Source organism: Aeromonas sp. 6P, assembly GCF_051919525.1.
Classification (GTDB): domain Bacteria; phylum Pseudomonadota; class Gammaproteobacteria; order Enterobacterales; family Aeromonadaceae; genus Aeromonas; species Aeromonas veronii.
This window is the reverse complement of record NZ_JBQBEO010000002.1, coordinates 210,304-230,209: the sequence shown is the minus strand read 5'-3', so window position 1 is coordinate 230,209 and position 19,906 is coordinate 210,304. Positions and strand designations below refer to the sequence as shown.

General features: G+C 56.7%; 19 protein-coding genes, 1 tRNA gene and 1 pseudogene. 10 read left to right on the top strand and 11 right to left on the bottom strand.

What is annotated here, in order from left to right:
• Positions 1 to 38 precede the first annotated feature (38 nt).
• On the bottom strand, positions 39 to 1,931 hold the full coding sequence (locus ACTG2J_RS01125; protein ID WP_439997090.1) for a methyl-accepting chemotaxis protein: 1,893 nt from the start codon (positions 1,929 to 1,931) through the stop codon (positions 39 to 41).
• 207 nt (positions 1,932 to 2,138) lie between these two features.
• Entirely contained in the window at positions 2,139 to 2,636 is a 498-nt protein-coding gene (locus ACTG2J_RS01120) for a lactoylglutathione lyase family protein (RefSeq protein WP_201990916.1), read from the bottom strand.
• A gap of 100 nt (positions 2,637 to 2,736) precedes the next feature.
• Here ACTG2J_RS01120 and ACTG2J_RS01115 point away from each other — a divergent pair, with 100 nt between their 5' ends.
• Complete coding sequence (locus ACTG2J_RS01115) at positions 2,737 to 3,609, top strand: LysR family transcriptional regulator (protein WP_439997089.1); 873 nt, start codon at positions 2,737 to 2,739, stop codon at positions 3,607 to 3,609.
• 145 nt (positions 3,610 to 3,754) lie between these two features.
• On the opposite strand, the gene ACTG2J_RS01110 is transcribed toward ACTG2J_RS01115, so the two are convergent.
• Positions 3,755 to 3,831: transfer RNA gene (locus ACTG2J_RS01110), tRNA-Trp, on the bottom strand.
• A gap of 201 nt (positions 3,832 to 4,032) precedes the next feature.
• On the opposite strand from ACTG2J_RS01110, the gene ACTG2J_RS01105 reads away from it, so the two are divergent.
• From ACTG2J_RS01105 to ACTG2J_RS01085, 5 genes are all read left to right on the top strand, one after another.
• Complete coding sequence (locus ACTG2J_RS01105) at positions 4,033 to 4,575, top strand: hypothetical protein (RefSeq protein ID WP_416004445.1); 543 nt, start codon at positions 4,033 to 4,035, stop codon at positions 4,573 to 4,575.
• A 99-nt stretch (positions 4,576 to 4,674) separates the two neighbouring features.
• Positions 4,675 to 4,869 carry a hypothetical protein gene (locus tag ACTG2J_RS01100; protein WP_133249581.1) on the top strand — a complete coding sequence of 65 codons (195 nt, stop codon included), beginning with the start codon at positions 4,675 to 4,677 and terminating at the stop codon, positions 4,867 to 4,869.
• Positions 4,850 to 5,770, top strand: coding sequence for an aspartate carbamoyltransferase (gene pyrB / locus ACTG2J_RS01095; RefSeq protein ID WP_005339735.1), 921 nt, complete (start codon positions 4,850 to 4,852; stop codon positions 5,768 to 5,770). Before ACTG2J_RS01100 ends, pyrB begins: the two co-directional genes overlap by 20 nt.
• Before the next feature lie 15 nt (positions 5,771 to 5,785).
• Complete coding sequence (gene pyrI / locus ACTG2J_RS01090) at positions 5,786 to 6,250, top strand: aspartate carbamoyltransferase regulatory subunit (protein ID WP_416004444.1); 465 nt, start codon at positions 5,786 to 5,788, stop codon at positions 6,248 to 6,250.
• Between the two features lie 200 nt (positions 6,251 to 6,450).
• Positions 6,451 to 6,942 carry an arginine repressor gene (locus ACTG2J_RS01085; protein WP_005339728.1) on the top strand — a complete coding sequence of 164 codons (492 nt, stop codon included), beginning with the start codon at positions 6,451 to 6,453 and terminating at the stop codon, positions 6,940 to 6,942.
• A gap of 131 nt (positions 6,943 to 7,073) precedes the next feature.
• Here the strand turns inward: ACTG2J_RS01085 and ACTG2J_RS01080 are convergent, their stop codons facing one another.
• The 4 genes from ACTG2J_RS01080 to arcA form a co-directional block, all read right to left on the bottom strand.
• On the bottom strand, positions 7,074 to 8,480 hold the full coding sequence (locus ACTG2J_RS01080) for a YfcC family protein (protein WP_005339725.1): 1,407 nt from the start codon (positions 8,478 to 8,480) through the stop codon (positions 7,074 to 7,076).
• Positions 8,481 to 8,603: 123 nt separating this feature from the next.
• Complete coding sequence (gene argF / locus ACTG2J_RS01075; RefSeq protein WP_005339721.1) at positions 8,604 to 9,608, bottom strand: ornithine carbamoyltransferase; 1,005 nt, start codon at positions 9,606 to 9,608, stop codon at positions 8,604 to 8,606.
• A gap of 79 nt (positions 9,609 to 9,687) precedes the next feature.
• Complete coding sequence (gene arcC / locus ACTG2J_RS01070; RefSeq protein ID WP_005339719.1) at positions 9,688 to 10,614, bottom strand: carbamate kinase; 927 nt, start codon at positions 10,612 to 10,614, stop codon at positions 9,688 to 9,690.
• Positions 10,615 to 10,676: 62 nt separating this feature from the next.
• The gene (gene arcA, locus ACTG2J_RS01065; RefSeq protein ID WP_005339718.1) at positions 10,677 to 11,897 is read right to left on the bottom strand and encodes an arginine deiminase; all 1,221 of its coding nucleotides are present in this window, start codon (positions 11,895 to 11,897) and stop codon (positions 10,677 to 10,679) included.
• Between the two features lie 747 nt (positions 11,898 to 12,644).
• Here arcA and ACTG2J_RS01060 point away from each other — a divergent pair.
• From ACTG2J_RS01060 to ACTG2J_RS01050, 3 genes and pseudogenes are all read left to right on the top strand, one after another.
• Positions 12,645 to 12,821 (top strand): hypothetical protein, encoded by a 177-nt coding sequence (locus ACTG2J_RS01060; RefSeq protein ID WP_005339717.1) that lies wholly within the window; start codon positions 12,645 to 12,647, stop codon positions 12,819 to 12,821.
• Between the two features lie 97 nt (positions 12,822 to 12,918).
• A pseudogene (locus ACTG2J_RS01055) lies at positions 12,919 to 13,567 on the top strand (AAA family ATPase).
• Position 13,568: 1 nt separating this feature from the next.
• Positions 13,569 to 13,937, top strand: coding sequence for a hypothetical protein (locus ACTG2J_RS01050; RefSeq protein ID WP_005339715.1), 369 nt, complete (start codon positions 13,569 to 13,571; stop codon positions 13,935 to 13,937).
• A gap of 736 nt (positions 13,938 to 14,673) precedes the next feature.
• Here ACTG2J_RS01050 and hemN read toward each other — a convergent pair.
• The 4 genes from hemN to ACTG2J_RS01030 form a co-directional block, all read right to left on the bottom strand.
• Entirely contained in the window at positions 14,674 to 16,047 is a 1,374-nt protein-coding gene (hemN, locus tag ACTG2J_RS01045; protein WP_113740325.1) for an oxygen-independent coproporphyrinogen III oxidase, read from the bottom strand.
• A 31-nt stretch (positions 16,048 to 16,078) separates the two neighbouring features.
• Positions 16,079 to 16,519: a DUF2489 domain-containing protein gene (locus ACTG2J_RS01040; RefSeq protein WP_005339712.1), complete on the bottom strand. Its 441-nt coding sequence runs from the start codon at positions 16,517 to 16,519 to the stop codon at positions 16,079 to 16,081.
• A gap of 11 nt (positions 16,520 to 16,530) precedes the next feature.
• The gene (gene yihI / locus ACTG2J_RS01035; protein ID WP_101530323.1) at positions 16,531 to 17,118 is read right to left on the bottom strand and encodes a Der GTPase-activating protein YihI; all 588 of its coding nucleotides are present in this window, start codon (positions 17,116 to 17,118) and stop codon (positions 16,531 to 16,533) included.
• A gap of 837 nt (positions 17,119 to 17,955) precedes the next feature.
• The gene (locus tag ACTG2J_RS01030; protein ID WP_005339710.1) at positions 17,956 to 18,573 is read right to left on the bottom strand and encodes a c-type cytochrome; all 618 of its coding nucleotides are present in this window, start codon (positions 18,571 to 18,573) and stop codon (positions 17,956 to 17,958) included.
• A 142-nt stretch (positions 18,574 to 18,715) separates the two neighbouring features.
• Here ACTG2J_RS01030 and yihA point away from each other — a divergent pair, with 142 nt between their 5' ends.
• Positions 18,716 to 19,372: a ribosome biogenesis GTP-binding protein YihA/YsxC gene (gene yihA, locus ACTG2J_RS01025; protein ID WP_042657324.1), complete on the top strand. Its 657-nt coding sequence runs from the start codon at positions 18,716 to 18,718 to the stop codon at positions 19,370 to 19,372.
• The last annotated feature ends 534 nt before the right edge of the window (positions 19,373 to 19,906 follow it).

Genomic DNA, 19,906 nt, shown 5'->3' with positions numbered 1-19,906 from the left:
CCGCGGGCTGCCCTTTTTCATGGAGAGTTGGTGGAGGATCAGAGCCGGAAGCGGCCGATCTCCTGCTCCAGCCGCTCGGTCAGCGACTTGAGTTCGGCCGCCTGCGCCGCCTCGTTGCCCGCCTGCTCGGCCAGCTCTTGCGAGACGTGGCGGATATTCTCGGTATTGCGGCTGATCTCGCCGGTCACCGAGGTCTGCTCTTCGGCAGCCGCCGCGATCTGGGTCGCCATGTCGCTGATGGAGCCGATCGCTTCGTTGATCCGGGCAAGGCTCTGGTTGGCCGCTTCCGCATCCTCGACGCTGGTACCCGCCAGCTGACGGCTGGTCTCCATGCCACCCACGGCGCGACGGGTGGTCTGCTGCAGGGTCTCGATCATCTGCTGGATCTCGTCGGTAGAGTCGTGGGTACGGCGCGACAGCACCCGCACCTCGTCCGCCACTACCGCGAAGCCGCGGCCCTGCTCACCGGCCCGGGCCGCCTCGATGGCGGCGTTGAGCGCCAGCAGATTGGTCTGCTCGGCGATGCCGCTGATGGTCGCCAGAATGCCGCTGATCTTCTGGGCATGGCTGTCGAGCTCATTGATGATCTGGCTGGCATCGGCCACTTCGTCCGCCAGACCGGTAATGCTGCGCTGACTCTGGCCAACCTGGGATTGGCCGGCGACCGCCAGTGCGACCGCATCGGTGGCGGTGGTGGCGGCAAACTCGGCGTTGCCGGCGATCTCCTGGGTAGCGGAAGCCATCTCGGTCACCGCGGTCGCCACCATCACGATCTCGTCCTGCTGCTGGCGCACCCGCTGACTGCGAGCCTGCGCCCCGGCCGCCTGGGCGCGAGACTGTGCCGCCAGCTCGACGGTCACATCCCGCAACCGGCTGACGATACCGTGCAGCCGCGCCACGAACTGGTTGAAGTTCTGGGCCAGCTGACCCACCTCATCCTTGCTGTGGGTGTTGATGTGAACGGTGAGATCCCCCTCGCCGTGGGCGATGTCGTGCAGGGCGTGCGCGACCCGGCCGAGATCGGCGAACAGGTATTTGAAGGTGGCGGTGAGCAGGGCGCTGAACACCAGCATCAGCACCAGGGTCAGCCCCACCAGCTCCCACAGCAGACTGCTGAGCGGCGCCTCCAGCACATCGCGATACATCACCATGGCCAGCAGCCAGTCGGTGCCCGGCACCGATTGTACTGCCAGCAGCACATCCCGCCCGTCGAGGGTGGCGGCGTGCAGCTCGCTGTTTTCGCGGCCCCACTGCTGGAAGGTGGCGGCAGAGAGTCCCGGCGCCAGCTCGGCGATGGGCTTGAGCGCCAGATCCTTCTGCGGATGGCCGACGATGAGGCCGCTGCTGTCGAGCAGCATGGCGTAGCCCTCACCCTGCACCTTCATCGCCAGCACCTCGTCGATCAGCTTGTCGAGCGCCAGGTTGGCCCCCACGGCACCAACCAGCTCGCCCTGATGGCGCACCGGCTCGGAAAGAGTGACCACCAGCTTCTGCATGGTGACGCTGACATAGGGGGCAGTGACGATCAGCTGACCCGCTTTCACCGCATCCTGATACCAGGGGCGCTCGCGCGGGTCATAGTTGCCGGTGTTGAGGGAGGGGTCCTGCCGGGTCATCACCCCCTGCGCGGAGCCAAAATAGGTGAGGCCGAAGCCGCCGGAGGTGTAGGCCTGCTTCAGGTGCGGCACCAGCTCGGCTTGGGGGTTATCGCTGATCAGATTGACCAGCGCATGGACGGTGTTCTTGCGATCCGTCATCCATTCGCCGATGGCGACCGAGTAGGCGTGGCCATAGTTGACCGCCTCGCTCTGGATGGCGCTCATGGTGCGGGATTTTAGGGTGTGAAAGGCAACGATGCCGAGCAGTGATGCCATCAGCAGCACTACGCCAAGACTGGTGGCCAGCAGCTTGCCGCGCAGAGAGAGGGTCATGATGACGAATCCTTGTTGTTGTGTCAGGCAGGGAAAACCCTGATGTATCAAAGGCTATCGGCCGCAATATGAACAGACTTTAGTGAATCTGTATATTTTCCCATCTATCAACAACAGAACGCGCTATTCGTGTGAACCAGATCGCTATTCCATGCTACTGACTCTTGTAACAACAAAGCAGCAGGCCGCCCGAAGGCGGCCTGTCACCTACCCCTGATATGCACCGGCGGAGTAGGTCAGCTCATAGCTGTGGCTGTAAATCTCGACGATATTGCCGAATGGATCTTCCATGTAGACCATGCGGTAGGGCTTCTCGCCCGGGTAGTACTCGCGCACCGGCATCCGCTGCTTGCCGCCCGCCGCGACGATGCGCGCCGCCAGCCCCTCGACATCCGGATCCTGCACGCTGAAGTGGAATACCCCGGTCTTCCAGAATTCGAAGTTGTTCTCACGGCGCTCGCTGTTGGGAAACTCGAACAGCTCGATGCCGATCTTGTCGCCGGTAGAGAGGTGGGCGATGCGAAAACAACCCCAGCCCGGGCCGAACACGTCGTTGCACATCACGCCGATGGCAGAGTCATCCTCGCTGATGGTGGTGGCCGGCATGATGAGATACCAGCCCATCACCTTGGTATAGAACTCGACCGCTTTGTCGAGGTCAGTCACCGTGATGCCGATGTGGGAGAAGTTGCGCGGGTAAGTCATACGTCACCTTGAAATTGTGTGTGGGAAACAGGTGACATGATAGGAAGGGGCGACATAATGAAAAATAAGGTCAAACTAATGGAAGGCATAAATTAAATTTATGGTTAATCCACTCTGGCTCCACACCCTGGTGGTGGTGCATGAAACCGGCAGCTTTACCCGTGCCGCCGAGCGGCTGGATCTCACCCAGGCCGCCGTCAGTCAGCATATCTCGCGTCTCGAGGCCGAATTTGGCCCCCTGCTGCTGCGCAAGCCTCGTCAGCTGGAGCTCACTCCGCGCGGGCTGGTGCTGCTCGACTTCGCCCGCCAGCAGGCGCAAGCCGCCGAACAGCTGCGAGCACGCCTCTCGGACGATGACCCTCACCGCGGCGCCATCACCCTCACCACCCCCGGCAGCATCGGCCTGCTGCTCTATCCCCTGCTGCTCGACCAGCAACAGGAGCACCTCGGACTCACCATCCAGCACCGTTTCGCCCCCACCCCCGACATAGTGCAGGCGGTACTGGCAGGGCGCAGCGATCTGGGACTGGTGGATCAACCACCGGAACACCCCAGCATCGCCGCCGAGCCCTTCGCCCGCGAGCCCCTCTGTCTGGTGGTACCCAACGACGGCGAGGAGCAGAGCTGGCAGCACCTCTGTCAGCTCGGCTTTATCGACCACCCGGATGGCCGCAGCATGGCACAACGCCTGTTGGGACGACGCTACCCCGGCCAGCGTGTTGACGAGATCCCGCTGCGCGGCTTTACCAACCAGATCGGCCTGATCCTGGAGCCGGTCGCCCGCGGCCTCGGCTTTACCGTGCTGCCCCGCTTCGCCGTCACCGCCTTTGCCCAGCAGGAGAAGATCCGGGTGATCCAGAGCAGCATTGAAGTGATCGACACCCTCTGGCTGATCTACCGCGCAGAGTGGCCGCTCCCCGCCCGCCACCAGCGGCTGGTCACCATCCTGAAACAGCGGGTTGCAGCACACTGAACGCTCTTGCGGCAGACATCGAGATCAATGTGGCCACAGTCACCGGACTGCTAACGGCAAGAAGGAGAAGAGAAAGGAGAGAGGGATAAATTGGCGAACACCGGAAATGCGAAAGGCCAGCTCAATGAGCTGGCCTTTCTGAAAATGGCAGGGGCGGCAGGACTCGAACCCGCAACCATCGGTTTTGGAGACCGCTGTTCTACCAATTGGAACTACGCCCCTGCAACAAACGAGGCGTAGTATACAAAGCGGGTTTCAAAGGTAAAGGCTTTTTTCACATTTTTAATGCGATTGCACAAATCCCGAACAAGTCGCGGTTGTTTGTGCAGCAAAGCGGGATAACTTGCTGTATTTGCAGCCCTGCCGGGGTAGGAATGGAACATAAATGGGGGTAGGGTGAAATCAGGTACCGGGAGGCCACTTATGCTCAATTACCGATTGCTCCAACAACTGGCGCCCCTCAACTTCAGGGATGAACGCAAGACAGAGTCCCTGCCCGCCTATCTTGAACGGGTCGCGCCGCTGGTGCCCTTTATTCCTGAAAATGTGCTCTCCCAGTGGATTTACCGCCATTGGCGCGGTTTTGAGTCCAACTGGAGCTTTATCGATCTCGCCAGCCATCAGTTCACCTGTGAAAGCTGGCCCACCGCGCAACTGGTAGAGCAGGTGGACTCCCGCCATATGGAGGTGATCGAGCGCTGGGGGGAGATGCTGCGCAGCAACCGCTATGTGCGCCGCTCCTGGCTCGGCGAGAAGATGCTGAGCGACGGCACCTGGCCCGAACCTGTCATCGTACTGGCGCCGGAGGAGGGAACCAGCTACCCGAACGGCCATCCCCTGCCCCGCCCCTACTGCCTGCTGGAAGGGCACCACAGACTCGGTTATTTGCGCGCCATGGCCCGCGATGGGGAATCGCTGCAAGAGACGCACAGAGTGTGGATTTGTCGTCATATTCCCGCCACTTAAACGTTTTTCACGCTGAAATTGGCATCGGAAATAAAATTTTGACAATTAAAAAAGCGGCCCTATAATCTGTCCGGTTTTGAAAAAGGTCGGGACGAAACGATGCAGTTTTTGATTCAGAAAACAGCCTTGCAGACGGGTGGTGCGCACCAGAGCGGCCCCGTTGTTTCCGGTTCCCACCCCAAAGATCCCCAGTTATTTTTAAAAAAAGCCCCTGTTTCAGGGGCTTTTTTTTGTGCCCGAAAAACCTCCAATGATGTCAAAGGGAATGCAGACGATGACCAATCCACTCTATAAGAAACATGTCATCTCCATTTCGGACCTGACCCGGTCAGAAATGGAACTGGTAGTCTCAACCGCACAACGGTTGAAGGCTGAACCTGACACCAGCCTGTTGAAAGACAAGCTGGTTGCCAGCTGCTTCTTCGAAGCCTCCACCCGCACCCGCCTCTCGTTCGAGACCGCGGTACAGCGCCTTGGCGGCAACATCATCGGCTTCGCCGACGGTGGCAACACCAGCGCCAAGAAGGGCGAGACGCTGGCTGACTCCATCAAGATCATCGGTTCCTACTCGGATGCGGTGGTGATGCGCCACCCGAAAGAGGGCGCGGCCCGTCTGGCCTCCGAGTTCTCCCGCGTGCCGGTCATCAACGGCGGCGACGGCTCCAACCAGCATCCGAGCCAGACCCTGCTCGACCTGTTCACCATCCATGAGACCCAGGGCCGTCTGGACAACCTCAACGTCGCCTTCGTCGGTGACCTGAAATATGGCCGCACCGTGCACTCGCTGGCCCAGGCCCTCAGCCTGTTCAACTGCCGCTTCTTCTTCATCTCCCCGGAAGCGCTGGCGATGCCGGACTACATCTGCGAAGAGCTGGAAGAGAAGGGTATCCAGTTCAGCGTCCACCAGACCATGGAAGAGGTGATGCCGGAGCTGGACATCCTCTACATGACCCGCGTCCAGAAAGAGCGCTTCGACGAGACTGAATACAAGCACATGGCCGCCAAGTTCATTCTGGAGCTGGCGACTCTGGAAGGTGCCAAGCCCACCATGAAGATCCTGCATCCCCTGCCCCGCGTCGACGAGATCGATGTGGCGGTCGACAAGACCCCCCACGCTTGCTACTTCCAGCAGGCGGAGAACGGGGTCTATGCACGCCAGGCGCTGCTGGCATTGGTACTGAACGAAACTGTCTGAGCTTAGGGGAATATCATGTCTGACAAGAACCAACTGCAAGTCGAAGCCATCCGTCACGGCTCCGTCATCGATCACATCCCCGCTGGCCAGGGCATCAAGATCCTCAAGCTGTTCCAGCTGGTCGAAACCCAGGAGCGGATCACCGTCGGCTTCAACCTGAAATCCGGCGCACTGGGCAAGAAGGATCTCATCAAGATTGAGAACACCCGTCTGACCGAGCAACAGGCCAACCAGCTGGCACTGTTCGCCCCGAAAGCTACCGTCAACATCATTGAAGACTTCAATGTGGTGAAGAAGCACCAGCTGAAGTTGCCGGAGTTCATTGCCGGGGTGTTCCACTGTCCCAACTCCAACTGCATCTCCCACAACGAGCCGGTGGACAGCTACTTCCGGGTGCGCGAAGTGAAAGGCGTGGTACGGATGAAGTGCAAATACTGCGAGAAGTCCTTCACTCAGGACATCGTCAGCGAGCGTTACTGATATCTGATTGGGCCCTGCTGGGCCCATTTTTGAACCCTGTCACATCACCAAATTTCCAGTCAGCTATAATTTGCCATCGCAAGATGGTAATGCCCGCTCATTCCCTGCATATAGATGGATTATCAGTGTTTTTGCCTGATAACTGACTGCTATGGCAGATATCGCGCGTTTACCTCCGGTCATCATCAAAGGAATTCGCCGTGGTCAAAACCCTCAGTCGTCCCGTTGCCCAAGAGCCCGATCTGGCCCAGCTGGATGCCTGTCGCCAAATCATCGGTCAGCACTGCTACAGCACCCAGGAAGAGATCCGCCGCGAGCTGTCGGAGCGCGGCTTTGCCGACATCAGCCAGTCCACCATCTCCCGCCTGCTGCGCCGCCTCGGCGTGGCCAAGGCCCAAAATGCCAACGGCAAGAAGGTCTACACCCTGGTCGACGAGCAGCTGGAACCCGCCGGCAGCACCCGCTCGATCCACGACATGGTGCGCGAAGTGGTACACAACCAGCAGATGGTGCTGATCCACACCACTCCGGGGGCCGCCACCGTGGTGGCTCGCCTGCTGGATCGCAACGCCAATCCCGAGATCATGGGCGCCGTCGCGGGCAACGATGTAGTGCTGGTCGCGCCGCGCCATATCAGCCGTACCCGTCAGGCCCACGCCGCCGTGGTGCGCACCCTGGCGCAGGCCCGCTAACCCCTTTCATCGAATGCATCGAGGCGACCTGCGGGTCGCCTTTTTGTTGCCTGCGACTTTGTGTCCATCACTTCTTGCGCCCATAAAAAACGGGAGCCCGCAGGCTCCCGTTTCATCTTGCTTGTTATCCCTCAGGAGAGCACGGCGCCCAGGCTCAGGCAGACCACGATCAGCACGGTCAGGATACCGAGCAGCGGAGCCACCCACTTCAGCCAGCGCACATAAGGCACCTTGGCGATGGCCAGACCGCCCATGACCACGGCGGAAGTCGGGGTCACCAGGTTCACCAGACCGGAGGCAGACTGGTAAGCAGTCACCACCAGATCGCGGCCCACGTTGGCGAAGTCGGCCAGCGGCGCCATGATCGGCATGGTCAGTACAGCCAGCCCGGAGGAGGACGGCACCAGGAAGGAGAGCACCACTTCCAGCACGAACATCACGTTGATAAAGACGATAGTGGAGAGGCCGGTCACGATCCCTTCTGCACTGTGCAAAATGGTGTGAGTGATCATGCCGTTATCCATCACCACCACGATACCGCGGGCGATACCGATGATCAGCGCCACCCCCAGCAGGTCACGGGCACCGTCGATAAAGTTGGAGGTCAGCTCCTCCTCGCTCATGCGGGAGATAAGACCAACGATGATGGCGGCAGCCAGGAACACGCCGGAGATCTGTGCCATCCACCAGCCCAGCACAGCCACACCATAGATCATCACGGCAAAGGCGGCGACGAAGATACCCAGCACGATTTTACGGGTCAGGGTGAACTCCAGCATCTGGTCGCTCTTGTTGCCGAGGAAGTGGGCACGGTTCTCTTCCCACTTGTCAGCTACTAGGGATTTGCTCGGATCGCTGCGCACCATCTTGGCGTAACGCATGACGTAGGCAACACAGAGCAGCCAACCGGCGACCAGCATGGCAACGCGCAGCCAGATACCGTCGGTGAAGGAGATACCGGCAGCGTTGGCGGCAATAACAGTCGCAAACGGGTTGATGGTAGAACCGAGAGTACCGATACCGGCGCCCAGCAATACGGTTGCCGCCGCCACCACAGGGTCAAAACGGGCGGCCATCATCACCGGCACCAGCAGGGTGTAGAAAGGCAGCGACTCTTCGGCCATCCCGTAGATGGTGCCGCCTGCGGCGAACAGCGCCATCAGGATCGGGATCATCCACTCTTCCCGGCCGCGCAGGCGGTCGGTCACACGTTCAATACCGGCATCAATGGCACCTGTCTTGGTCACAATGCCAAGAAAACCACCGATGATCAGGATAAAGAGAGAGACGTCGATGGCGCCTGCCTCATAGGTGTCGTGGTTGTAGAGGCCATCGATAGGTGCCAGCAGCACGTCGACGATCCCCTGGGGATTCCCCTCCACCAGTTTGTAGGTACCTGCCACCGGCACTTCTTTGCCGAGGGCTTCGTTCATGGTCATCTCATATTTGCCGGCCGGCACAATCCAGCTCAGGGCGGCCACCAGGGCGATCAGCACAAACAGTATCGTGTAGGCTGACGGGAACTTGAATTTGGTCATGGTCCAGCTTCCTTCTGTGGGTGTGGTATCCATGCAGGCTGCGGGTTGTAGGGTTAGAGGTATTATGCCGCTGTCACATGGTCGAAAAGCCGGGGGTCGCCCCCCGGCACCACTACTGCGACCTTAGTCGCCCAGCGTAGCAACCATCACTGCCTTGATGGTGTGCATCCGGTTTTCGGCCTCGTCGAACACGATGCTGTGCTCGGATTCGAACACGTCCTCGGTCACTTCCAGGCCTTTCATGCCATATTTGTCAGCCACTTCCTTGCCCATGGTGGTCTCGTCGTTGTGGAACGCCGGCAGGCAGTGCATGAACTTCACATCCGGGTTCTTGGTGGCGTTGATGACATCCATGTTGACCTGATACGGGGTCATCAGTTTGACGCGCTGATCCCAGGCTTCTTTCGCTTCACCCATGGATACCCAGACGTCGGTGTAGAGGAAGTCAGCACCCAGCACACCCTCTTTCACATCTTCGGTCAGGGTGATGCGTGCGCCGGTCTCTTCGGCGATCAGGCGACACTTGGCAACCAGCTCCTCTTCCGGCCAGAAGGCTTTCGGTGCGACCAGACGGATGTCCATGCCCATTTTGGCGGCGCCGACCATCAGGGAGTTACCCATGTTGTTGCGGGCATCACCCAGGTAGGCGAACTTGATTTGATCCAGACGCTTGCCCTTGCCGTGCTCCAGCATGGTCATGAAGTCAGCCAGGATCTGGGTCGGGTGGAATTCGTTGGTCAGGCCGTTCCAGACCGGGACTCCAGCGTAGGCGCCCAGCTCTTCCACGATCTCCTGACCGTAGCCGCGGTATTCGATACCGTCATACATGCGACCCAGTACACGGGCGGTGTCCTTCATGGACTCCTTGTGACCGATTTGGGAACCGCTTGGGCCAAGGTAGGAGACCTGAGCGCCCTGGTCGAAGGCCGCTACTTCAAACGCACAGCGGGTACGGGTGGAGGTCTTCTCGAAAATCAGGGCGATGTTCTTGCCGACCAGATGCTTGCGCTCGTAGCCACCGTATTTGGCTTTCTTCAGGTCGATGGCCAAGTCGATCATGTATTGGATTTCGCGCGGGGTGAAGTCCAGCAGTTTCAGGAAGTTACGGTTACGCAGATTAAAAGCCATGATGAGTTCTCTCTATATATGTTTCAGACCAGTTCGGGCAGTAGTGTTGACTACGCATTCTCAGTACAGATGTCGGTAATTACGCATGTACGGTGCGGGTGGCGACGATATTGGTGCCGGCTTCCCCTTTGAGGATGGCGAGGCCATCTTCCAGCGAGCCGATGCCGACCATGCCGCCGGTCGCTTTGACAAATTCACAGGAGGCTTCGACTTTCGGTCCCATGGAACCTGCATCGAACTTGACCCCTGCCAGCTCGTCCGGGCTGGTGACCCGCAGCGGACGCTGGGTCGGTTTGCCCCAATCCAGATAGACGGCATCGGCATCGGTCAGGATCAGCAGGGCATCGGCCTTGATCTGCTTGGCCAGATAGGCGGCAGACATGTCCTTGTCGATGACGGCTTCGATACCGGTCAGGCTCTGGCCATCCCAGGTCACAGGGATACCGCCACCACCGGTACAGATGATGAGGTGGCCCTGGGCAATCAGGGTTTCGATGGCATCGCCTTCAACGATGCGCTGAGGCAGCGGGGATGGCACTACACGGCGGAAGAACTTGCCGTCAGCCTTGACCACCCAGTGTTTCTCTTCTGCCAGGGTGCGGGCTTCAGCCTCTTCGTAGACGGGGCCGATAAATTTGGTCGGGTTGGCGAATGCCGGATCCTTGGGATCGACCTGCACCTGAGTCAGCAGCGCGGTGACGTTGCGGCTCGGCATCAGATTTTTCAGTTCCTGGATCAGCATGTAGCCGATCATGCCCTGGGACTCGGCACCCAGCACATCCAGCGGATAGGGGGACACCTTGGTGTAGGCGCTGTTTTGCAGGGCCAGCAGGCCGACTTGCGGGCCGTTGCCATGCACCAGCACCACGTTGTACTCCTGAGCGATGAGGGCGATGGTCTTGGCGGCAGTTGCAATGTTCTTGCGCTGGATATCCGCTTCCAGTGGCTCACCACGACGGAGCAGTGCATTGCCACCCAGAGCGACGACGACAGTTGGTTTTTTCATAGTGGTTAATCTCGAGTTTGGTTCTGTGTGGCGCCAGCTTCTGCCAGCGCCACGCCGTCTCATCAGATGCTGTCGCGTTCCATCGGGCAGCTCATGCAGCGGGCGCCGCCGCGGCCACGGCCCAGTTCATCACCCGGGATGGAGAGGACTGTGATACCTGCTTTGTCATATTTCTCATTGGTGTAGGTATTGCGCTCGTAACCCACCACCACGCCGGGACGTACGGTCAGTACGTTGTTGGCGTCGTTCCACTGCTCGCGTTCGGCTTCGAAGCTGTCACCGCCAGTGGTGATGATCTTCAGCTGATCGACGCCCAGTGCTTTCTCGATAGCAGTGACGAAGTAACCCTCTTCCTTGATGTTCATGCCGGTGGCGCCGCCCGGAGTCAGGCTCCAGCACTGCACGTCCTTGCGGATCACTTCCGGATAGACGGAGAAGGTGTCGATATCCATGTGGGTCATGACGGTATCCAGGTGCATGCAACTGCGGTGTTTCGGCAGCTCCATGGCGATGACCTGTTTGGCCTGACCATGTTTGAACAGGCTGCGAGCCAGGTGCTCGACACCTTGCGGGGTGGTGCGCTCGGACATGCCGATCAGCACGGCGCCGCGGCCGATAACCAGTACGTCGCCACCCTCGATGGTGGAGTTGTCGTAGTCACGCTCCTCGTCACCGAAGTACTTGATGAAGTCCTGACCGGCAAACATCGGGTGCCAGCGGTAGATAGCCTTCACATGGTTGGTCTCGCGGCGACGAGCCGGCTTGGCCATCGGGTTGATGGAAACGCCACCGTAAACCCAGCAGGAGGTGTCACGAGTGAAGAGGTGGTTGGGCAGCGGCTCGATGATGAAATCGGTCGGAGCGTGCATGCCCACTACCATGTTGACGCCGCTGTAGGGCATCTCGGAGTAGGTCAGGCCGCCGGAGAGAATGCGGGCCAGTTCACGGTGCGGCATGTCAGCCAGGAAGCAGCGCACGTCGTTGGCAAAAGAAGAGCCGAGGCGGTAGTCGGAGACCTGGTGTTGCAGCAGCCAGGTTTTGGCTTCCGGCACATCAAGTGTTTCGGCCAGCAGATTGGTCAGCAGGAAAACTTCGACATTCTGATCGCGCAGTACCTGAGCGAATTTGTCATGCTCCTGACCGGCACGTTCAACAGACAGGACGTCATCGAACAGCAGATCCTGGCAGTTGGAAGGAGTCAGACGCTTCAGACTGAGGTTGGGGCGGTGCAACATGACACGGCGCAATTGGCCAACTTCAGAACCTACATAAAATTTGCTCATGATTATATTCCGTCTAGCAGTGGTCCCTGCGAGTGATTGAATAGATTCCTTCTATTCATGCTCGTGGCTAAGGCGGGATATTCTTTATGTAGGGTAATCGGCTTATGTTCTATCCTGCCCTTGCCTTTCGAGACCGAGGTTAGCCCTGCGAATCACGACAAACTTAGACATTGATCACATTCACTCAGAACTGAATATATTCACCATCCAATCTATGACCCCGGTAGCAAATTGCGCATTTTCCACGCAAAGCGCACCGAATAACCATGCAAAACCACCCTGCTATATTTCAGATTGATTCATTTTTTATTCATGCCAGTTCACTGGAGTGATTAAATGCAAATAACAAAAACCGTTAAAAATCATCACTATAAATAACGTTACAAATATAATTTGAATATTACTCCCTAGGTATTGAATACATCACCGTGACGGGAGGAACGCGGGAGAAATAAATACTCACATCGACCACATTCACTGCATAAATCTTTTCTTGTTCCAGATCATGGCATTGATGCCAACCCCATCAGGCTCGGCCTCATAAGTCACCACCTCTTTGTGCAGTTCAACTTAATATGCACAAAGTCCGCATCAAGGTGGGCAGCCATCCTCGTCGGTCACCACAACGCCTTTTGATACTTTTTTCATTAATTGAATTTATTCGTCTCACCTTGCGCTGGCGCCAACCTCGACTTAACTCAGAAAGTGATCCAGATCACACAGGAATGGCACTACCAAGGAGTTGTTATGAAAATGAAACCCATGCTGTTGCTCGCGACTTTGCTGCTCTCTGCGCTCCCCACCCTCAGTCAGGCTGAAGGAGCCCCTGCCATGCCCATGGTGGTATGCCATGTCGACAAGGCCCCCCAGATGCTGGTGCCTGACTATGTCTGCCGCTGGCAGGGAGGCAGCGTTCATTACTAGTCGAAACAACGAGAGGAGCATCACTCCTCTCGCCTTGTGATGAGACAGGCCCCTCCTATACTGAAATCAGCGGTTTTCTCATGGATAGGGGAACGTCATGATCTTGTTGGTCGGTGGAGAGAAGGGGGGGGAGTGGCAAGAGCTGCCTGGCACAAAATCTGGCGGTCTACCTCAGATCCCAATTTCAGGGGGAGGTGTTACTGGTCGACTGCGACCCGCAGCGCACCACCTCTGACTGGATTCAGGAGCGCAACGACAACCCGGAGCTGCCACAAATCAACTGCGTACAGCTCTATGGCAATATTCGCAACGACCTGCTCAGCCTGAAAAACCGCTACGACTACGTCATCGTCGATTGCGGCGGGCAAGACAACCGGGCGCTGCGCTCTACCATGGCTGTCGCCACCCACGCCCTGATCCCCTTGCGTCCGAAACGCCGCGACCTCAAGACCCTGCCCCACATGGAAGATCTCATCACCACCTGCAAGATGGTCAACCCGACCCTCAATGCAGCAGTAGTGCTGACCCAGTGCCCCGCCCTGCCCAATCAGGTAAAACGCATTCTCGAAGCGAAAGAGGTTTGCTCCTCGTTCGGTGTCGACGTCCTGAACGCCATCACCTATGGTCGCAACGTCTATGACGACAGCGAAGAGAAGGGACTGTCGGTGATGGAGATCGAGCCGGATGGCAAATCCGCCGAAGAGATCCGGGCCATCGCCAAAGAGTTCCTGCAAGTGGGGGTGTGAGATGGGTCTGGCCGATCTGAAGAAAAAGCACCAGCTGCATCACCAGAAGAAGTTCACCGTCGACGAATTTATCGAAGATGCGGAGTTCTACGCCAAAGGCAAACCCAAGGTGGTCAGCCTTGAACTGGGCCTGCATCGTGACGAAGCCCTGTCGGCGCTGGCCTTTATCGAGAGCGGCGAGCACCTGAAGCCCAGCTACAAAAAAGCCACCTTCTCCATGAGCACGGTGGCCATCGACGAGCTGGGTAATCTGACCCAGCAAGACGGCATGAACAAGTCCCTGTTGCTGCGCCTCTTTACCCACTACTTCTCTTCGCTGACTCCTGAAGAGCGCCAGACCATCTATGAGCGGCTCAACCAGCGCTCATAATTTCTCCATTCAACCGCTCTTGTGTGCCTCGCCAACTCACCCCGAATGACCATCATCAGACTGCAAAATCTGTTTCTGAAGCAACCAAAACGCCATGTAAGAGATCTGCCATCCCAGGTGTAAGCCAACAGCCGAAAAGATCCCCGAGATAATCGGAAGATAAGATCTTAAAACATGAAGATGAACAGCTTAACTAGCTGTTTATAAATGAATAAATCGAAACTAACCACTTTCGAAATAGCTAATGACAAAAACGTTTTCCAATCTGGCGTTGTAGCCGGTTAGAAAATCCTTATAGTTACTCATGCACGGACGCAATGAAGTCGGTCAGGAAGATTGGCTGCCAGGGTTGGGCAAATGGACTCACCACAGGATGTGGTAAAGGACACCTCCCAGGACGGAGAAAGTGCGACGGGACAGGATGACTCGTCAGGCCAAGATGGCTAAAGGACACCCCAAAGGATTGGGAAGGGGAAACCTAAAGGAAGAGGTAAACAGTCAGGGATTGCAGGGAGCAACTTCGTTCAAGGATCTGAGCGATACGACTACCGGGGGCGACGCAAGTCGCCCCCATCTTTTTATCTGCGTTTCACCACGACCATTGCTTGATTCCCAATTGCTTTCCTCAGCGCAGAGACTTCTTACCAGAACCTTCGCGACCCGCTGCATAAGCAAAAATACATATGAAAGGGCGCCACGATGGCGCCCTTCTCTGTTTTCTAATCGGCAAACAAGCTTATATCACGCGAGAGAACTGCTGCTGACGCGCCTTGTTGCGCAAGTACACGTCGAAACACATGCAGATATTGCGGATCAGCAGCTGCCCCGTGGAGGAGACCTCCAGACCATCCTCCGTCATACGCACCAATCCATCGTTGATGAAGGTCTGCAGCAGCTTGAGATCGTCGGCAAAATACTCTCTGAAATTGAGCCCGTGCGCCTGCTCGACAGCGGCAAAGTTCAGACGGAAATCACAGATAAGCCGCTTGATCACCTCACGGCGGATCAGGTCATCCTGATTGAGCGAGCAGCCTTTCCATTGGGCATGACCCAGCTCTGCAACCTGTGCGTAATAAGTCTTGAGCTCTTTCTGGTTCTGGGAGTAGGCATCACCGATCATGCTGATGGAGGAGACCCCCAGCCCCAGCAGATCGCAATCACCTTGAGTGGTATAGCCCTGGAAGTTGCGGTGCAGCTTGCCCTCGCGCTGCGCGACCGCCAGTTCGTCATCGGGTTTGGCAAAATGGTCCATGCCGATGAACTGGTAACCCTGACCGGTGAGGAAGGCGATGGTGTCCTGCAGCATGGCCAGTTTCTCCTGCGGCGCAGGCATGTCGTCTTCTTTCAGCTTGCGCTGGGCGGCAAAGCGACTCGGCAGATGGGCATAGTTGAAGATGGAGAGGCGCGCCGGAGCCGTTTTGAGCACCTCTTCCAGCGTATGATGGAAGCTGGCACGATCCTGATGCGGCAGGCCATAGATAAGGTCGAGGTTGGTCGAGCGGAAGCCTAGTTCACGGGCCCGTTCCAACATGGCTTTAATAAAGTCGTTGTCCTGCTCGCGGTTGACCGCAACCTGCACATCCTTGTTGAAGTCCTGCACCCCGAGGCTGATGCGGTTGAAGCCGACGTCTCGCAGCACATCCAGCATGGTAATGGCAATCTCGCGCGGATCGACCTCGATGCTGAACTCCCCCTCTTCGGCGAAATGGAAGTGCTCACGCAGCATGGCCATCAGACGGCGCGTTTGCGCTTCATCCAGATAGGTGGGTGTACCGCCACCCCAGTGCAGCTGGGTAACCAGACGATGCTTGAAGAGCGGGGCTTGCGCCTTGATCTCCTGCTCCAGGTAGTCGAGGTACTCGTCAGCCTTGTGCTGATGACGGGTAATGACCTTGTTGCAGCCGCAGTAGTAGCAGAGCTTGTGACAGAAAGGGATGTGCACGTAGAGCGACAGATTGCGCTCGGGATACTGGCCGGCAGCGCGGACAAAATCCGGATAGCCGAAGCTCTCGTTGAACTCCAGCGCAGTGGGATAAGAGGTGTATCGCGGGCCACTGTAGTTATATTTTTCGATCAGGGCCTGATCCCACACAATCTGTTCTGCTTGCACGCTCGCTTCCTCTCTTGTTGTTATTGTTGGCTCACCGACCTAACTGAAAATCCTTCAGCTGGGCCACATCCTTGAGGATCTGAGCCTCCAGCTCGGCCTCGTAGCCGCTGCGTTCGAGATCCATCTTCATCACTTCATTGCGCTTGAGGGCGCGTCTGGCCTCATGAGTCGGCATATCTTTCACCTTCTCATACAGCCCGTACAGACCCGGGAACTCGGCAACGAACGCCCGCCCCCCCTTGATCTGCAACGCATCCAGCAGATTGGTCAGCCGAATGGCGCCTTCGGAGTAATCGCACTGCCCCTCCTGCACCGCATGAGCAATGACCCGCACGCTCTCCAGAATTCGTTCATTGCGAGCGGTAATCGCCTGCCACTGCATCGCTTGCTGTCGTCTCAGCCTGGCCAGCAGCATGCCTGCATAGATGGCCAATCCTGACAAAATCAGGCCGCCCAACAGGGCGGCCAGCATCCATCCACTCATCACTTTTTCTTCGGCTCAGGCTTGGGTTCCGGCTTGAAATCGACCTGGTTGAAACGGTCCCACAACTCCTCTTCGGAGGCCGGTTTCTGCTCGTCGAACTCGGCGTCATCGCCATCATCAAACGGCAGATCATCATCTTCATCATCGTCGTTGTCGATGATGCCCAGCTCATCCATCAGCTCCTGATAACGGTCGACACGCTGATCAACCCAGGCCTGCTCGGCCGCTTCCAGGGTTTCACCGGCATCAAGACGATCCAGCAGATCATTCAAGCGGTCATCGTTTTCGATGGAAGCCAGCTCCTGCTCGGGCGTCATCACCAACTTCTTCTCTTTCACCGCCTTGGGTGCTGCCGGCTTCTTCTGTTTGTCATCCACCACCAGAACTACCGGCTTGCGGGAACCGATACGCGGATCTTTGGACTGGCTGTTGCCAGACTTGTTCTTCGGCTGTTCAACTTGCTGACGAGAACCAGCCTTCAGGCCCTTGCGCTTGGCAGCCCGTTTACGCTCACGGCCTTCCTGAGCACTGACATCAGATTCTTTGCGCTTGCCAGTAGGCTTGCGAGTGGGTTGTTTGGCAGACATGAATGGCTAACTCCGAAAAAAAAACTGGTTTGACCCGTACCCGGGATGATCTCACCCGGTGGGATACGATGCGAGGAACAGTAAGGCTGGAACAGAGCAGGATCCCGCACCAATCAGGCCCAATCAGGCCACTGAACACCGCAGGATCGGTATCCTCTGGGCATGTTGCTGGTATTTTGACACAGAATGGCTAATCGGGTTAATGACCCAAAAGAAAAAAGGCAGCCGAAGCTGCCTTGATATGTTCATGCGTGCGCCATCCTGAATGGCAAAACAATCTGTTTCGTCCTCTCCGTGACAACTTGTCGCCGCATCATATCGTTGTGTGGTCATCCTGACCTTATATTGGTCGTTCCTGAATGTGCGTGTGCCTGTTTGACCCGTCTCGACCGCATCCTGCCATCGTGCCGGGGAGTCTGCATCCCGCAACCCCATCCCGCTCCGGAGATGGTCACCATCCTGATCCTTCAATCCTTTGCCAGCTCATCCGAGCCCATGGCATCCCGCCACGCCAGCCATCCTCTGCTCACAACACCCTGTCGTGAAACCGCCACCCAATCCGTGGATGAATCCATTAAGCCTACTGTACCAACTCTATAAAGCGGCTCAATCCACTCAAAACATTCTCAACATGTCGAAAAATATCAATACTTATATAATCTGTTGATAAATAATGATTATTTAATATTTTATGCAATTTTATGAGCCTTGGCCTGCCTTGAGAATGGGAGATCTCTTACAGAACGGGGGGATTAAACCGAGAATTATCTGAAAGCCATAAAAACAACGGGGAGCCCAGGCTCCCCGTTTCAACTTAAATCGACCGTATCGACTATATCAGTGCAGACCCGCCACATATTTGGAGAGGGCTTCGATATCCTGATCAGTCAGTTTCTTGGCAACGTCCCGCATCATGCCATTCGGATCGTTGTCACGCGTCCCGGCACGGAATGCGGTGAGCTGAGCCTTGATATAGGCAGGATGCTGGCCGGACAGGTTTGGATACTTCGCCTGTTCGACACCCGAGCCACGGGGACCATGGCAAGCCGTACAAGCTGCCAGACCGCGACTCATGTCACCACCCATATAGAGTGCCTTGCCCGCTTCGACCACGTCGTCAGGGACAGCGATAGGGGTAACCTTCAGGCTGGAGAAATAAGCCGCCAGGTCATCCATGTCCTGTTCCGACAAAGGTAACGCCATCGGCCCCATCACTGGCGCAACCCGGCCAATTTGACCAGAAGCGGCAGCCTTCAGTTCAACTAACTGCTTTTTGATATATGATGCGTGCTGACCAGCAATTTTGGGGTACATATCAACCAGGCTGTTTCCGTCCGGTCCATGACAAGCCGCACAAACGGCAGCCTTGGTCTGTCCCGCAGCGGCATCGCCCTTGGCTTGTGCCATCCCCGTTACGCCAACCATCAGAGCAAGAGTAATGACTAGGTTCTTCATGGCGTTCCAACTTTTCGTTATTAGGCTTCCAGATCCCATGCCGCTGAAGGCATGTTAAAATAAACGCGTTTAAGCGACGCTATTTTACACCATTTTACAAAAAAGTAACTCTATAACCCTCTATCTCCATGGGGAATTTACGTTGGATACACAAACTCTGAATTTCAATAAGGTGCATTTTGTGACCAGCGCACCCGACATCCGTCACCTGCCAAATGATGGGGGTGTCGAGATCGCGTTTGCCGGCCGTTCCAACGCCGGTAAGTCATCTGCATTGAACACCTTAACCAAACACAAGAACCTGGCGCGCACCAGTAAGACACCCGGTCGTACCCAGCTGATCAACCTGTTTGAGCTGGAACCGGGCAAGCGTCTGGTCGACTTGCCGGGTTATGGTTATGCGCAAGTTCCGCTGGAAATGAAGCTCAAGTGGCAAAAGTCACTGGCAGAGTATCTGCAGCGCCGTGAGTCATTGAAAGGTCTGGTGATCCTGATGGACATCCGCCACCCGCTCAAAGATACCGACATGAACATGCTGGAGTGGAGCTCGCACCGTCAGTTGCCCGTCATGCTGCTGCTGACCAAGGCTGACAAATTGAGCCCCGGCCCGCGCAACAACCAGGTGATCAAGGTGCGCCAGGCTGTTGCCAACCTCGGTTCCCAGATCCAGGTTGAAGCGTTCTCCTCCCTCACCAACATCGGTGTGGAGAAGCTGGCGCAAACCCTGACCGAATGGTACGTCAGTGGTGACGATACCGACCTGCTGGACGCTGATGAACAACAACCTGTCGAGGAGTAATCCACTCCTCGCTCTCCTTGCAATTGGCGGAGAACTCCTCCGCTGATTGAAAGGGTTTCAGATTGCCGCTTTCACCTGCCTCACGACAAACACCCCGCATTCGCCTCCCCAGTTATATCCATTACCGCTTACAGTTCATATAGATAGGCAGTTAATTCACGAGAGAAATTAACCTCTAAAGACGTTGAGAGCGTTTTCAAATTCGTTCTTTCAAAACGAACCAGAATTACAAAAAGAGACAAAGATGAAATTTAATTACAAGGCCTAACCGAAAGGGATAAAAATGAGGCCGGACGACAGTGATGCCATCCAGCCTGAAATAATAAGTTCAAAAAATTGGGAAGAAGCTGAATCTTGAGTACCAGACGACAGGTATTCCTCAAGAAGCAGCCTCATTCTATCAAATGCATCGCCAATTTAAAGCATTTACTCTAAATGATGTGCATAAAAAAACACCCCGACGAGAACCTCATCGGGGCAGCTATTCAGCCACATTCAATTACGTGAAATAAAAGGTCTGAAAGATAGAACATC